This window comes from Paracoccus sp. NIOT.M2S5SZ12 (assembly GCF_057748165.1).
Genome location: NZ_JBYLFR010000002.1, coordinates 317,961 through 330,811, shown reverse-complemented (window position 1 = coordinate 330,811; position 12,851 = coordinate 317,961). Strand labels below are relative to the sequence as shown.

General features: G+C 69.3%; 15 protein-coding genes, 1 tRNA gene and 2 pseudogenes. 7 read left to right on the top strand and 11 right to left on the bottom strand.

Annotated elements, in window-relative coordinates; translation table 11 throughout:
• Together AC2SGK_RS03500 and AC2SGK_RS03495 are read right to left on the bottom strand one after the other, a co-directional pair.
• Positions 1–327: pseudogene (locus AC2SGK_RS03500) on the bottom strand (IS3 family transposase); the annotation flags it as partial.
• 303 nt (positions 328–630) lie between these two features.
• Positions 631–819, bottom strand: a complete 189-nt coding sequence (locus tag AC2SGK_RS03495; protein ID WP_488322196.1) for an aldo/keto reductase — start codon at positions 817–819, stop codon at positions 631–633.
• A 38-nt stretch (positions 820–857) separates the two neighbouring features.
• On the opposite strand from AC2SGK_RS03495, the gene AC2SGK_RS03490 reads away from it, so the two are divergent.
• Positions 858–1,895 carry an alpha/beta hydrolase gene (locus AC2SGK_RS03490; RefSeq protein ID WP_488322195.1) on the top strand — a complete coding sequence of 346 codons (1,038 nt, stop codon included), beginning with the start codon at positions 858–860 and terminating at the stop codon, positions 1,893–1,895.
• Between the two features lie 12 nt (positions 1,896–1,907).
• On the opposite strand, the gene AC2SGK_RS03485 is transcribed toward AC2SGK_RS03490, so the two are convergent.
• Entirely contained in the window at positions 1,908–2,789 is an 882-nt protein-coding gene (locus tag AC2SGK_RS03485; RefSeq protein WP_488322205.1) for a LysR family transcriptional regulator, read from the bottom strand.
• Between the two features lie 105 nt (positions 2,790–2,894).
• Between AC2SGK_RS03485 and AC2SGK_RS03480 the strand changes: the two genes are divergently transcribed.
• The 5 genes and pseudogenes from AC2SGK_RS03480 to AC2SGK_RS03460 all read left to right on the top strand — a co-directional run bounded on the left by AC2SGK_RS03480 (position 2,895) and on the right by AC2SGK_RS03460 (position 6,162).
• The gene (locus AC2SGK_RS03480) at positions 2,895–3,536 is read left to right on the top strand and encodes a glutathione S-transferase (protein WP_488322194.1); all 642 of its coding nucleotides are present in this window, start codon (positions 2,895–2,897) and stop codon (positions 3,534–3,536) included.
• A gap of 13 nt (positions 3,537–3,549) precedes the next feature.
• The gene (locus AC2SGK_RS03475; RefSeq protein WP_488322193.1) at positions 3,550–4,758 is read left to right on the top strand and encodes a pyridoxamine 5'-phosphate oxidase family protein; all 1,209 of its coding nucleotides are present in this window, start codon (positions 3,550–3,552) and stop codon (positions 4,756–4,758) included.
• 17 nt (positions 4,759–4,775) lie between these two features.
• On the top strand, positions 4,776–5,153 hold the full coding sequence (locus AC2SGK_RS03470) for a ferredoxin reductase domain-containing protein (RefSeq protein ID WP_488322192.1): 378 nt from the start codon (positions 4,776–4,778) through the stop codon (positions 5,151–5,153).
• 87 nt (positions 5,154–5,240) lie between these two features.
• A pseudogene (locus AC2SGK_RS03465) lies at positions 5,241–6,037 on the top strand (transposase family protein).
• Positions 6,038–6,085: 48 nt separating this feature from the next.
• Positions 6,086–6,162, top strand: a tRNA-Ile gene (locus AC2SGK_RS03460).
• 110 nt (positions 6,163–6,272) lie between these two features.
• Here the strand turns inward: AC2SGK_RS03460 and AC2SGK_RS03455 are convergent.
• The 3 genes from AC2SGK_RS03455 to AC2SGK_RS03445 all read right to left on the bottom strand — a co-directional run bounded on the left by AC2SGK_RS03455 (position 6,273) and on the right by AC2SGK_RS03445 (position 8,347).
• Entirely contained in the window at positions 6,273–7,079 is an 807-nt protein-coding gene (locus tag AC2SGK_RS03455) for a DNA adenine methylase (RefSeq protein ID WP_488322191.1), read from the bottom strand.
• A 192-nt stretch (positions 7,080–7,271) separates the two neighbouring features.
• Positions 7,272–7,697, bottom strand: coding sequence for a hypothetical protein (locus AC2SGK_RS03450; RefSeq protein WP_488322190.1), 426 nt, complete (start codon positions 7,695–7,697; stop codon positions 7,272–7,274).
• A gap of 17 nt (positions 7,698–7,714) precedes the next feature.
• Complete coding sequence (locus AC2SGK_RS03445; protein ID WP_488322189.1) at positions 7,715–8,347, bottom strand: peptidoglycan recognition protein family protein; 633 nt, start codon at positions 8,345–8,347, stop codon at positions 7,715–7,717.
• A 100-nt stretch (positions 8,348–8,447) separates the two neighbouring features.
• On the opposite strand from AC2SGK_RS03445, the gene AC2SGK_RS03440 reads away from it, so the two are divergent.
• Entirely contained in the window at positions 8,448–8,789 is a 342-nt protein-coding gene (locus AC2SGK_RS03440) for a thermonuclease family protein (protein WP_488322188.1), read from the top strand.
• Positions 8,790–8,856: 67 nt separating this feature from the next.
• Here AC2SGK_RS03440 and AC2SGK_RS03435 read toward each other — a convergent pair whose 3' ends face one another.
• The 5 genes from AC2SGK_RS03435 to AC2SGK_RS03415 form a co-directional block, all read right to left on the bottom strand.
• Entirely contained in the window at positions 8,857–9,225 is a 369-nt protein-coding gene (locus AC2SGK_RS03435) for a hypothetical protein (protein WP_411839256.1), read from the bottom strand.
• A 52-nt stretch (positions 9,226–9,277) separates the two neighbouring features.
• Positions 9,278–9,640 (bottom strand): hypothetical protein, encoded by a 363-nt coding sequence (locus AC2SGK_RS03430; protein WP_488322187.1) that lies wholly within the window; start codon positions 9,638–9,640, stop codon positions 9,278–9,280.
• On the bottom strand, positions 9,640–11,886 hold the full coding sequence (locus AC2SGK_RS03425; protein ID WP_488322186.1) for a hypothetical protein: 2,247 nt from the start codon (positions 11,884–11,886) through the stop codon (positions 9,640–9,642). Before AC2SGK_RS03425 ends, AC2SGK_RS03430 begins: the two co-directional genes overlap by 1 nt.
• Before the next feature lie 164 nt (positions 11,887–12,050).
• A complete protein-coding gene (locus AC2SGK_RS03420; protein ID WP_488322185.1) occupies positions 12,051–12,389 on the bottom strand; it encodes a hypothetical protein in 339 nt (112 codons plus the stop codon).
• A 174-nt stretch (positions 12,390–12,563) separates the two neighbouring features.
• The gene (locus AC2SGK_RS03415; protein ID WP_488322184.1) at positions 12,564–12,845 is read right to left on the bottom strand and encodes a hypothetical protein; all 282 of its coding nucleotides are present in this window, start codon (positions 12,843–12,845) and stop codon (positions 12,564–12,566) included.
• Positions 12,846–12,851: the final 6 nt, after the last annotated feature.

Below are 12,851 nucleotides of genomic sequence, written 5' to 3'. Positions count from 1 at the left end.
GACATAGGTGAAGTCGCTGACCCACAGCATGTTGGGCGCTGGCACCCGGAACTGGCGGTTGACCTTGTCCAGCGGACACGGCTGCTTCTTGTCGGGGATTGTCGTCCTGTGTGGCTTGCCGCGGATAATGCCCTGAATATCCATGTCCTTCATCAATCTCGCGACCGTGCAGCGGGCGACGTCGAAACCCTCGCGGCGTAGCTGGCGCCAGACCTTGCGCACACCGTAGACGCTCCAGTTGTCCTCGAAGACGCGCTTGATCTCGCGGCGCAGATCTTCGTCCCGGCGCGCGCGATCTGACCGCCGGGCTGGATCGGCCCGCTTCGCCAGATGATCACCCGTGTTCGCTTGGTGGGCGTCGATCTGGACCAAGAGCGTTTCGCAGTCTGCCCGCAGCCGCTCGTTTTCCTTCCGTAGATCGTCGGCAGGGGCGGCGCGGCGAATGGTGTCGGCCATCGCCTCGCGCTCGATCACTGCCAGCTTCGCTACGTTGAGCTGCAGACCAGCGGTGCCGATGATCTTGTCCGCTACGCAATGCGTTCATGTCGTGGCGGTCGCCTCACGCCCGCGGACTGACCGAAGGGCGTGAGACGATCCTGCCTCGGGCCCACGCCGAGCGGGCCCCCGCCGTCAGGCTTCGCGGCTGCTATCGTCCAGCAGGCGGCGCTGCTCGGGCGTCAGGGTGATCCGCACGGCGCCGAGGTTGCTCAGCGCCTGCTCGGGCGAGCGTGGGCCGATCAGGGGCGTCGCGCCGCGGGAGGCGACCCACGCGATCGCGATCTGATCCGGGATCACGCCCTGTTCCGCGGCGACGGACACGGGGCCTGTGCGCGTGCGTCGCGGTGATGGTCGTGGCGATGCTGGCGGCCTGCAGCGCCCGCCCGACGAACGACGTGCTGCGTCCGGTCGCGGCCACGGTCGAGGGCGCCCGAATCACCCAGGTCTATGTTGCGACCACGCGCGCCCCGCGCGCGGCGGGCAGCCCCGTGTTCGGCGCGGCGCCATCGCTTGGCACCAGCCATGCGGCGTTCCGCGTCTCGGTGCCGCCGGGGCATCGGCCGGGGCGGATCGAATGGCCCGACGGGCCCGCCGATCCCGCGACCAGCTTCGCGACGCTGGATGGCCGGATCCTGCCCGAGGATGCGTTCCGCAGGGCCGTCGCCGCCGATCCGCGCCGGCCGGCCGGGGTCGCCGTCTTCGTCCACGGCTTCAACCACAGCTTTCCCGGGGCGCTCTATCGCCTGGTGCAGCTGTCGGTCTATTTGCGCACCGAAGGGGTGCCGGTCCTGTTCTCGTGGCCCTCGGCCGGGTCGCCCTTCGCCTATCTGGCGGACAAGGACGCGACAGCCTTCCCTCGCGACGCGCTGGCGCGCACCCTGGAGGGGCTGGTCGAGGATGCCGACGGCGCCCCGGTCCAGGTTATCGCCCATTCGATGGGCGGGCTGCTGACCATGGAGACGCTGCGCCAGCTGCGGCTGGACGGGCGCGACGACGTGCTGGACCAGCTGTCGGTGACGATGCCCGCGCCCGACATCGACCCCGACCTGTTCCGCGCGCAGATCGCGGTGATCGGGCCGATGGCGCGGGCCATGACGCTGCTGGTGTCGCGCGACGACCGCGCGCTGGACCTGTCGTCGCGGCTGTCCAGCCACCGGCCGCGGGTGGGGGCGCTGGACGTGGCCGATCCGAGGGTCGAGCGTGCGGCGCGGGCGGCCAACATCGCCATCGTGGACATCTCGGCGCTGCGTGCCTCGAGCCGGGTCAACCACGACCGCTATGTCGAGCTGTCGGCCATCTATGGCGAGCTGCATGCCAAGGTGCTGCCCCATGGCCCGCGCGCGGCGCGGCTTGGCGAGGCGGGCGTCTATGTGCTGGACGCGATCCTGGGGAACTGAGGCGGGGCGGCCTCACGCGGCCGGGCGCAGGGCCGGTAGCGCGCGCAGCCGCGGCGCGGCAAAGTCGATGAAGGCCCGCAGCTTGGTCGCGACGCGGCGGCCCTCGGCATGGACCAGATGCACAGGCAGGGGGTCGGGTTCGTGCCCGGTCAGGACGGTCCGCAGGCGATCGGCGGCCACATCCGCCGCGACCTGATAGGACAGAGCCCGCGTCAGGCCGCGTCCCTCGCGCGCCAGGTCCAGGCAGGCGGCCACGCTGCTCAGCGTCAGGCGCGGGCCTGCCGCCCCGACCCGCCAGGGCGCCGCCCCTTCGGCACCCCCGACGATCAGGTGGTGGCGCGCCAGATCCGCGGGATGGGCGGGCGTGCCGTGACGCGCCAGATAGGCCGGTGCGCCGCAGACGACCCGTCGGACCTCGCCCAGCCTGACCGCGGTCAGGTCGGACGGCGGCAGCGGGCCGATGCGTAGCGCGACGTCGAAGCCCTCCTCGACCAGGTTCACCACGCGGTCCAGCATCACCACCTCGGCGAGGATGCCCGCATGCGCGTCCAGGAAATCCGCGACCAGCGGCGCGACATGCAGGCGGCCGAACTCCTGCGGGCAGGTGATGCGCAGCGTGCCGACTGGGCGGGCGGCGGTGCCGGACGCGGCCTCGTCCGCCGCCTGAAGCTGGGCCAGGATATCGCGCACCTCCTCCAGATAGGCGCGGCCGGACTCGGACAGGCGCATCTGCCTCGTCGTGCGCGTGAACAGCCGCGCCCCGAGCGACGCCTCCAGCGCGGCCACGCCCCGCGTGGCCGAGGGCGCACTGATCCCCAGGGTGCGCGCCCCGCCGGCAAAGCTGCCCGCATCGGCCACGGCCACGAAGACCCGAAGGGATTGCAGCCGGTCCATCACGCCCCATTCGTTCATTTTCCGAAATGGTGCCCTGTCGGGAATGCCCATTCGTTCAGGAACCGATCATCGCTATCTCTGCGCCGGACGCAAGGAGAACGACGCATGACTGCTGACAGACCGCACATCCCCGCCCCGGTGATCCTGTATCGCCATCCGAAATCCGGCCACTGCCACCGGGTCGAACTGATGCTGTCGCTGCTGGGCCTGCCCTGCCGGACGGTCGATCTGGACATGGCGGCGGATGCCCACAAGACGCCCGAGCATCTGGCGATCAGCCCCCTGGGGCAGGTCCCGGCCATCGACGACGACGGCGTGCGCCTGTCGGATTCGACCGCGATCCTGACCTATCTGGTGCTGCGCCATGGCGACGGCCCGACCTGGCGGGGCCGCGATCCCGTCGAAGCGGCCGAGATCCAGCGCTGGCTGTCCATCGCCTCGGGCGAGATCGCCGCGGGTCCCTGCGCCGCGCGCCTGGTGACGCTGTTCGGCGCCGATCTGGACCATGCGGCGGCCGTGGCCCGCAGCCACGCGCTGCTGGCGGTGATGGAGGCGCATCTGCGCGACCGCGACTGGCTGGCGGCGGGGCGGGTGACGCTGGCCGACATCGCGGCCTACAGCTACGTCGCCCATGCCCCCGAGGGCGGGGTCGGCCTGGCCGCCTATCCCGCCATCCGCGCCTGGCTGGCCCGCGTCGAGGCGCTGGAGGGATTCGTCGGCATGGCGCGCTCCGAGGCGCTGGCGTGACGGAGGGCGGGCCATGACCTCTCCCTTCCACGCGGGCGAACAGCAGGCGCAGCGGCTGGCGGGCCGCGCCGAGAGCGCCGCGGCATCGGGCGGCTTCATCCGCGAGGCCATGCCCGATCAGCACCGCGCCTTCTTCGCCGCGCTGCCCTTCCTGGTCGCCGCGGGCGAGGGGACGGACGGGCGGATCTGGGTGTCGATCCTGGAGGGGCCGCAGGGTTTCGTGACCTCTCCGGACCCGCGGCATCTGCGGATCGACCGGACGCTGCCTGCGGCCGATCCGCTGGCCGCGGGTCTGGCGCGGGGCGGGGCGGCGGGGCTCTTGGGCATCGACCTCTCGACCCGGCGGCGCAACCGCGTGAACGGCGTCCTGACGCCGCTGGCGCAGGGCGCCCTGCTGCGGGTGCGGCAGAGCTTCGGCAACTGTCCGCAATACATCCACGCGCGCGACTGGGATCGCGTGGGGTCGGGGACCCCGCCGCCTGCGCGCCGTTCCGACCGGCTGGACGGGGCGCAGGCCGCGCGCATCGCCGCCGCCGACACGCTGTTCATCGGATCGGGGACCGCGGCCCGGGGGATGGGCTTCGACGCGTCGCACCGGGGCGGGCCGCCGGGCTTCGTGCGCGTCGCGGATGACGGATCGCTGCTGATCCCGGACTATTCGGGGAACGACTTCTTTAATACCATCGGCAATCTGCTCTGCGATGCGCGGGTGGGGCTGACGGTCGTCGACTTCGCGACGGGCGGCCTGCTGCAGATCAGCGGGCGGGCGCGCATCGACTGGTCCCCGCAGGACAGCCACGACCCCTCCGCGCGCCGCATGATCCATGTGCGCGTCGAGGCGGTGGTGGATCGCCCCCGCGCCCTGTCGCTGCGCTGGCGGCAGGCGGAGCCGGACCTGCGTCTGCGGGTGGTGGACCGGGTGCGCGAAAGCGCGGGCATCGTGTCGTTCCATCTGGCGCGGGACGACGGTGCGCCGCTGACGCCGTTCATCGCCGGACAGCACCTGCCCCTGCGCCTCCATGGCGCCGATCCGGTCGCCCCGCTTGCGCGCAGCTATTCGCTGTCCGGCGATCCGGGCGCGCCGACCTGGCGCATCAGCGTCAAGCGCGAGGATCGGGGCCGCGCCTCGCGGTTCCTGCACGACCGGATCGGCCTGGGCGACGTGCTGGACGCGAGGATGCCGCAGGGCGATTTCGTCCTGCCGCCGGGCGACCGCCGCTGATCCTGGTCAGTGCGGGGGTGGGCGTCACGCCGGCGCTGTCGATGCTGCACGCGGTCACCGCCACGCAGCCGATGCGCCGCACGCTGTTCGCCCATGTCGCGCGGGACGGCCGGACCCATGCCTTCCGGGCCGAAGTCGACCGCCTGATCGCTGCAGGCGGTCGCGCGATCCGGCAGGTCCACTACACTGCGCCGGGCGCCGCGGACGACCCCGCGGCCTACGACCGGACGGGCCGGATCGCGGCGGCGGACCTGCTGCCCGCGGCCCGGGACGGCGACGTGATGCTGTGCGGGCCGATGGGCTTCATGGCCGGGCTGCGCGCCGATCTGGAGGCGCGCGGAGTGGACCCCGTCCGCATCCATGCCGAGGGTTTCGGTCCGGCCGGCCAGCCCTAGGCTGTGTTGAGAGAGCGGATTTTCCTCGGCGGTCGTCTGTTGTTCACGATCATCGCTGCGTGGGAGGTGAGCTTGGCGCGCAACCTGATGTCCGACCGCGAACGGGCGTTCTTTCAGGGCTTCATCCGGGCATTCCGGCGACCGAACAGGCGCGCGCCTGCGGATCGTGGGCGTGTTCTGGATGGCGTTTTCCGGTGTGAGGCATGAGCCGCCATCGGTTCAAGGTCATGCCGAATGCGGACTGCCACGCCATGGTGGGATCCACCAGAGGAGTTCGGCACGCGGCCATCCGTCCATCGGCAGGCTTGCCGCTGCACGCTCGCCGTGCCGTGAAAGGTCCTCCCGGGTGGCTCGAACCACGCGGGTGTCGCTCTCGACAGACTCCGGACGATCGACAGCACCGGCATCCACGCCCGTCATCATGCGGCAGGCGCCGAAGGAGAATTCCGAAAGACGCCTTTTCCCGCTCAAGGGGAGGCTCGACGAAGATCCGGTGGTTCGCGCGTCGACGGCTGAGGTCTGCCGGTGAGGATCAAGATCGCGCAGGGGCATGATTGCGATCACACCGGATAGGATCCGGTGATGGCTGACACCCTGCCGCGACCAGCCGCCCTGATCGTCGAAAGGGACTATGCCTCGGACAAGGCTCCGGACGACATCGAGCGCCGCAACGCGCCGCCCCTGATCCCATGCGAAAGAGAAGCATGGTGCGCGAGGCGGTCGACATGGAGATCCATACGCTGCGCAACATGGCCAAGCGCTGCTTCGACATGTCGACGACCAGCCCTCGCCCGGCAACCCGTCACGACAAAACCGCAGAGAGATCCGCCGGCTTCATAAAGACGACCTGCATCACTCTCTCGCTCTGCCATCTGTCGATATGACCGAGCTTGACCTGTCCGGCCCGCGGTTCTACTCAGGGCGCGCTGCGGGGGCCTGTAGCTCAACTGGTCAGAGCAGGGCGCTCATAACGCCTTGGTTGCGGGTTCAAGTCCTGCCGGGCCTACCAGCAGCAGTAAATTATCCTGAAATATCAGCACCTGTGTCCCACGGAAGAATGAGCCGTGGGACACTTTTGCTGGAATCTCAGCCCGATTGACTTCGTGATAGCACTCCCTTTTACAGAAGCCGCGCTATCTCCCTTCGGTTGGAGATGATCAGCTCTTTAGCCTGTGTGCCTCCAGCGGCGCTGATGGTGTAGGTCAGCGAGACCTCCTCGAAGCTGAAGGCGTTGAACCACTCCCTGATCTCGGGCGTGTCGTTGATCGACAGCAGAAACGCGCCCTCGATCCTGGCCAGAAGCTCGGCCATCCGCGAGAACTGGCTGCGGTCGAACATCCCCTTTCCGTAGTCCGACTCGCCCCCGAAATAGGGGGGATCGAGATAGAAGAGCGCGCGGCTGCTGTCATAGCGCGTGACCAGGTCAGCCCAATCCAGGCTTTCCAGCACCACGCCGTCCAGGCGTTCGCGCGCCTCTTCCAGGATGATCTCCAATCGGGACAGCGAGAACCGCGGGCCGCTCGTCGCGGCAACCCCGAACACACCGGTCACCTGCCCGCTAAAGGCGAGGCGCTGCAGGTAGAGGAAGCGGGCAGCCCGCTCCAGGTCGGTCAGGGTGGCGGGATCGGTTGCCCGCAGCCGCTCGAACTCGCGGCGGCTGGCCAGTTGAAAGCGCATCACCTCCATCAGCTGCGGATAGTGGCGCTGCAGGATCCGGAAGAGGTTGATGATCTCCCCGTTCAGGTCATTGGCCACCTCAAGGGTGGGGCGGAAGCGTCGGCGGAGGAACACGCCGCCCATGCCGACGAAGGGTTCGATGTAGGTGCGATGATCGATGGCCTCGATGCGCTGGATGATGCGCCCATGCAGACGCTTCTTGCCTCCGAGCCAAGGGGCGACGGGGGCGGCGGCTTTCACTTGTCTCATGTGGTGATTCTCGCTTACGCGGCACCTGCCCTCGCGAGGGGTGCAGGCGGCCATAAGCTTCGAGCTGGTCGGTGCGGTTGGCCTGAGAAACTTGCCGCACGGATCGGACCGCGAGGTCCGGTCCCCTGCCACTGACGCGACGGGGGCACAAAGGCGCCGGGGCGGCTGCAGCGCAGCCGTCCCGGTCGTTCGTCACTTTTTCGACGGCGGCGGGGTCGTGGCCCGCAGCACCGGGGGGACGCCGGACGTCTTCCGCAACCGCTCACCGAAGGCCTTGCCCGCCTCGAAGGCGCTCTTGCCGTCCTCGATCGTGCGCACCAGCTCACGCTCCTTCGCGGGGCTGGTGGTGTAGGGCCGGGCCAGCCCGCCGCGCTGATGCGCCACGATCAGCGCGCAGATCGGCGCGACCGCCAGCATGAAGCCATGGATGCCCTCGGCCGTGGCCCCGGTCAGCGGGCCGAGGATCGCGGCCAGGCCGGTGGCGATGGGCTCTGCTGTGCCGTCGCTGACGCTGCCCGCGATCACGTCGATCAGCGTCAGGATCGCCGGGACGATGCCCAGCCAGAAGGACCGCGTGCGGCCTATGAAGATTGGGGCGATGGTCTTGATGCTGTCCATGGTCAGGCTCCTGATGATCAGAGGGTTTGCAGTTCGGCGCGCACCATCGCGCGCAGGCGGTCGCCGACCTCGATCGGGTCGGCGGGGGCCGGCATGCCCGGCAGCCATGTGATGTCCCATTTCCAGCGCTGGACGATGCCGAAGGTCGGCTGGATCTCGGCATGGGTCAGGACTGACCACCTGGTGACGGGGATGTCGTAGAGGCGGCAGAGGCGCGCCGCCTCGCGCACGAAAGCGCAGACCTGGGTGGGGGTGATGGGCGCGGTGCCGAGCTGGAAGGGCCGCTCTACCGCGCCGGCCATGGCGCAGATCGCCAGCCCGATCGCGCCGCCATTGGCGTTGAGGGTGTGGCTGCGCGGGGCGCCGGGCAGCGCGGGCCAGACCGGCGCGCCGTCGCCCGGGATCAGGCCGTGGTAGGCGCGCAGGTCTGTCGGGTTCGGCACATGGCCGCCGCCGGTCCAATGCGCGTGGATGCGGGTGATGCCGCTCGGGTGCTGGAAGGGCAGCCCCCGAGCGCGCTGCGCGGCGGTGGCGGCCTCGAAGGCGGCGCGGGTGCGGCGGCCGTCGATGCCGTCGATAGGGCCGGGCCAGAAGCCCAAGGCGGCGCACCGCGCCTGGCGGGCGCGGATCGCGGTCATCTTCGCGGTCATGGTCTCTCCATGCAAAAAGCCCCGCACGATGGCGGGGCTGTGTCAGTAAAGTTGCGGGTAGATTCGGCGCGACGGGGCGGCTCGCCTGTTTTAGAACCGCATGATGCTTGCCTGTATTGCTGCCCTCTGCATCACCGGGGCCGTTGCCATCGACGGGGACACCATCCGGGCGGATGGTGATGGCAAGGGGCTGAGCCTGCGCCTCTGGGGGATCGATGCCCCGGAGCTAGGGGATGCCGGCGGTGCCGAGGCCACCCGGAGCCTAGCCGCCCTGATTCTCGGGCAGACGCTTCAGTGCGACGTGATGGGTGCCGATCATTACGGCAGGCTGGTCGCCAGATGCGCCGCGGGTGCGACTCCCGATATTGCCTGCGCGATGGTGGGCGCCGGCCATGCAAAGGACTGGCCACGCTACAGCCATGGGGCCTATGCCGACTGCTAGGTCAGCAGGCTGATTGAGGCACGATCCCCGCGTCTCGCGCGCAGATGGGCGCAGGCTTCCACGGCGCTCAGGGACTTGCCCTGCCACTGCTGATCTCGCGCAGCAGCTCCAGCGTCTCGCGCTGCCCGGACTTCAGCTCCTCGATTGACCGGCTCAGCGCCTCGAACCGCTCGCTGTTGCGGGCGTCCGAGATCTCCAGCTGCTGGATCGAGCGCCGGTGCGCGACCAGATCCGCGCGGATGTCGGTCAGCTGCTTCTCATGGCTGATGCGCAGCTCTTGGGTGGCCTGCTGCGCCTGCAGCTCGATCCGCCGCGTCTCCCGCTGGCCCTCCAGCATGCCCGCCTGCAGCGTGGCATAGGCCAGCGTCACCGTCACCAGGGTCGCACCGATCGACAGCACGTTCCCCCAGGTGACCCCTCCTTCAATTCTCGCCATGTCCATTCCTTATGCCTGAAAATCTCCGCCGCGGGACAAGCGGCGCCTGCTGTCACTTGCTGCGGCGACCGATGCCGACAGCTCCGACAGCCGCCAGTACCGCCAAGGCGCCCGCTACGGCCGCCCCGCGGTTGCGCCACGCCCCTGCCGCGACTACGGCGCCACAGGCCACCGCCGCCGCGTCCACGATGCTGTCCGCGATGCCTCCGCCGAAGGCCGTGACCTGCACGCCTTCCCAGATCAGCAGATAGGCGGACGCGACGATGAGCGCGCCGCGCCATGCCCCCGCACGCCAGCCGATCAAGGCCGTCAGAACCACGCCGACAAAGGCGTGCCCAAGAAGGGCTGCGCCCCAAGTATAGGCGTCCAATTGTGCTTCGGGCGTTCCGAGCATATCCTTGATGAATCTGAGCATCACAGCCCCAGCATCGAATATCGGACGACCTTGCCGAAGGCGCCCAGCTCCTCGCCGCCGGGGTGGTTCGTGCCGTTCGCGGCGACCCGATCAAGAGCGGCGACGCTCAGCCCCTCGCCCCACTGGGGTCCGTCGACCCACTGCCACGAAGCATGGGCCGTGCCGGCCGCCCACGCGGCGCGCTGCGTCTGATCGCGGTTGATGCGCGCCTGCGACCAGGTAGCCTTGCGGGCGGAGCTGTCCGTCATCAGCATCTCCGAGCCCAAGGCCCGGAAGGCGTTGGCGATCAGGATCAGCCGGCCGCCCGTGCCGACCTCGGACAGCTCGTTCATGCCCCAGGCCGTGATGACCAGGTCATAGGGCGGCAGCGCCAAGGCGGCCTGCCCCCACGCGCTGAAGACGTTCGCATCGCTGACGAAGTCGATGGTGGCCGAACCCGACCGGCAAAAGTTGTCGTAGAACAGATCGACCCCGAGCGTGTAGCCCATCGCCTCCAGCCCCGCGATCAGCTCCCAGATGAAGCCGATCTTGATGTGGTCGGTGAAGCTGTCGCCGGGCCGCCCGATCTGCGCCGACGTGAACCGCGGCACGGTGGCGATGAAGTCCGACCCATACTGGTTCACGTTGTTCTCGGTCAGGTATTTCAGCCGGTCGCGGTCCCCGTTGGGCGCGGTGGCCGAGGCGGCCGACTGGCTGATCTGGGTGATGCTGTCGCCGATGGACAGGATGCGGATCGGCTGTCTGGCGCGGATCTTGCGCATCAGCTTCGGGCACATGGCCCGGTTGCGCCGCAGCGCCTGGTCCAGTGTCGGGCGCAGCGTCGCGCTGATCCCGTCGGCGCCCAAGCGATGCACCGGGAAGATCTCGGTGATGCTGGCGTCACCCGACCGGACCAGGAACATGGCATCGGTCCCCGCGGCAGGCGCCGGCCGGAACGCCTGAGCGTCCCGCAGGCGGGACGGCCCTGCGACCACGCTCCAGGCATCCGTGAAGCGGTTGTAGCAGACCATCGAATAGCGCGCCTGCCCAGCATCCGCCAAGGGAATGACGACGCTGGCCGTCGACCGACGGATCGCGATGTCGGACGTTCCGGACTGCGCCCAGACAGTGAGGCCGGAGACACCGGTCTGAACATAGCCCGCATCGCCGAGGCTGATCGGCCCCGCGGCCAGCGCGACCTCCCGCTGCGGGGCGCGCCGGTCTCCTGCCATCGCCTCCAGGGTGACCTCGAACGCGATGTTCCAGGACTCCTGCGGCACCGGCTTGGTCACGAAGAAGCCTGCACCCTGCTGGCTCTCGACGCTGATCTTCGGAACCAGCTTTCCGGCCCCCCCGAAACCGTAGCGAAGCTGCGCCCCCGAGATGCCGACGCACTGGCCCTGCCGGACCGTGACGCCCCGGAACAGGTCCGGCGGCAGGGTGTTCTTGCCCGCCTCCAGATTGAGCCGGATCGACAGGACCGGCGAGAAGGCGATGGTCGTCTCCGTCTCGGTGACGTCATAGATAGTGATGGTGGCCACCGTCGCGATGTTCGCCCATACCCTGATGCCGGAGATGGTCGCGTCGAACGCCGCGCGGAACTCCGGACCGGTGTAGATGGTCAGGTTCGATGGGGCCGAGCTGGTCTGACCCGGCAGGGACGCCAGGTCGAAGAGCTTGCCGTAGCCGATGCTCTGGATGACCGAGGCCTTCGCGACCGCATCAACGGCGGCATCCTGCCCCGCGGCCAGGGCGGTGGCGCCCGGACCGGCATCGACATTGATGACCGACCAGTAGCGCGAGCCGCTTTCGTTGTTGGTCAGGAACGCCGTTTGGCCAAGCGCGTCAGGGTCGGTCGAGGAATACCAGAAGTCCTCGACGGTCGTCGTCAGCCGCGTCCCGGCCTGAGCGACACGGAAACCCACATGCGCCCCTGCGGGGATTTCGACAGGCGGGACCAGCGTGGTGATCGCGCGCCCACCGGGATGCTGGACGGTGCGGATGTCGTGATACACCGGGATCAGGTCAGCACCCACGAATGCGGAGGCGACCTTGACCGGTCCGGCCGGGGCATCGATCTCGATGCTGGTGGCATAGGTCATACGGGTCGCATCGGCAGGTGTCCGGCGGAACCAGGTGCGAATGTTGCTAGCCGTGCCGCCGCCGATAGGCTGAACTGAACCCATGTTCAGGCGGGTGAACGTCCTGTCGGCCAGCTGCTGCGTCGTGACCCCGCCCCCGTCAGCACCTCTGGGGATGCTCAGCACGTCATCGACGATGGAAACCTGCGTGCCTGGCGCGCCTGTGACGACTGTCAGGTCTCCAAAGTCAACCGCTCCGGCTGGCCCTGGCTCGCCCTGCGGCCCTGCAGGGCCCTGAGGCCCTTGCAAACCTTGTGGCCCAATAGGACCTTCTGGGCCAACAGGACCAGTCAAACCGGCGGGGCCAGTTGCGCCCGTAGGGCCGGCAGGACCAGTGGCGCCAGCCGGTCCAGCGGGACCCGTTGCGCCAGCAGGACCAGCAGGGCCCGGATCTCCGGTCGGACCTTCAGGTCCCGTTTCGCCGATCGGGCCAGCTGAACCGGCAGGACCAACGGGTCCAATATTCCCTTGCGGACCCTCCGGACCTTGCGGACCGGCAGGCCCGACAGGGCCAGCAGGTCCGGCATCGCCCACGTCACCCTTAGGACCAGCGGGTCCAGCAGCGCCTTGAGTGCCGGCGGGGCCTTGCGGACCCGCAGGTCCAGCCGGCCCTTGCACCGAGCCGGCATTATCCCACGCCGACCCCGTCCACAGCCATAGATCGCCGTCGATCAGATAGCCGTCGCCCTGCTCTGCGCCATCGGGCAGCGCCGAGGTGTCGGACAGACTGCCCTTGATGTTCAGACCCCGGCCCGGCTCTCCGCGCACGCCCCGGAAACCGACCTTCACGATGTGTGGTTGCATCAGCAGCCCCCCAGAATGTGCAGATTGAAGGCGTCGGCCAGCCGCCAGCCGTCGCCTGCGTCGTAGTAGATCGTTGCGGGCCAGAGCCGCGGCGCGAGGGTCAGGGTCGAGAGGTCGAACTCCCATTCCTCACACGCCAGAACGCCGTCGACGGTCAGGCAGGCTGCGCCGGTGTCGACACGGATCTGCGTGCGGACATAGGGCACGGGATCGCCGTCCTCGGCCTCCAGCCGGACGACGAAAGGCCCGGACGCGCCGGGCTTGTAGGATATCGTTGTCATGATGCC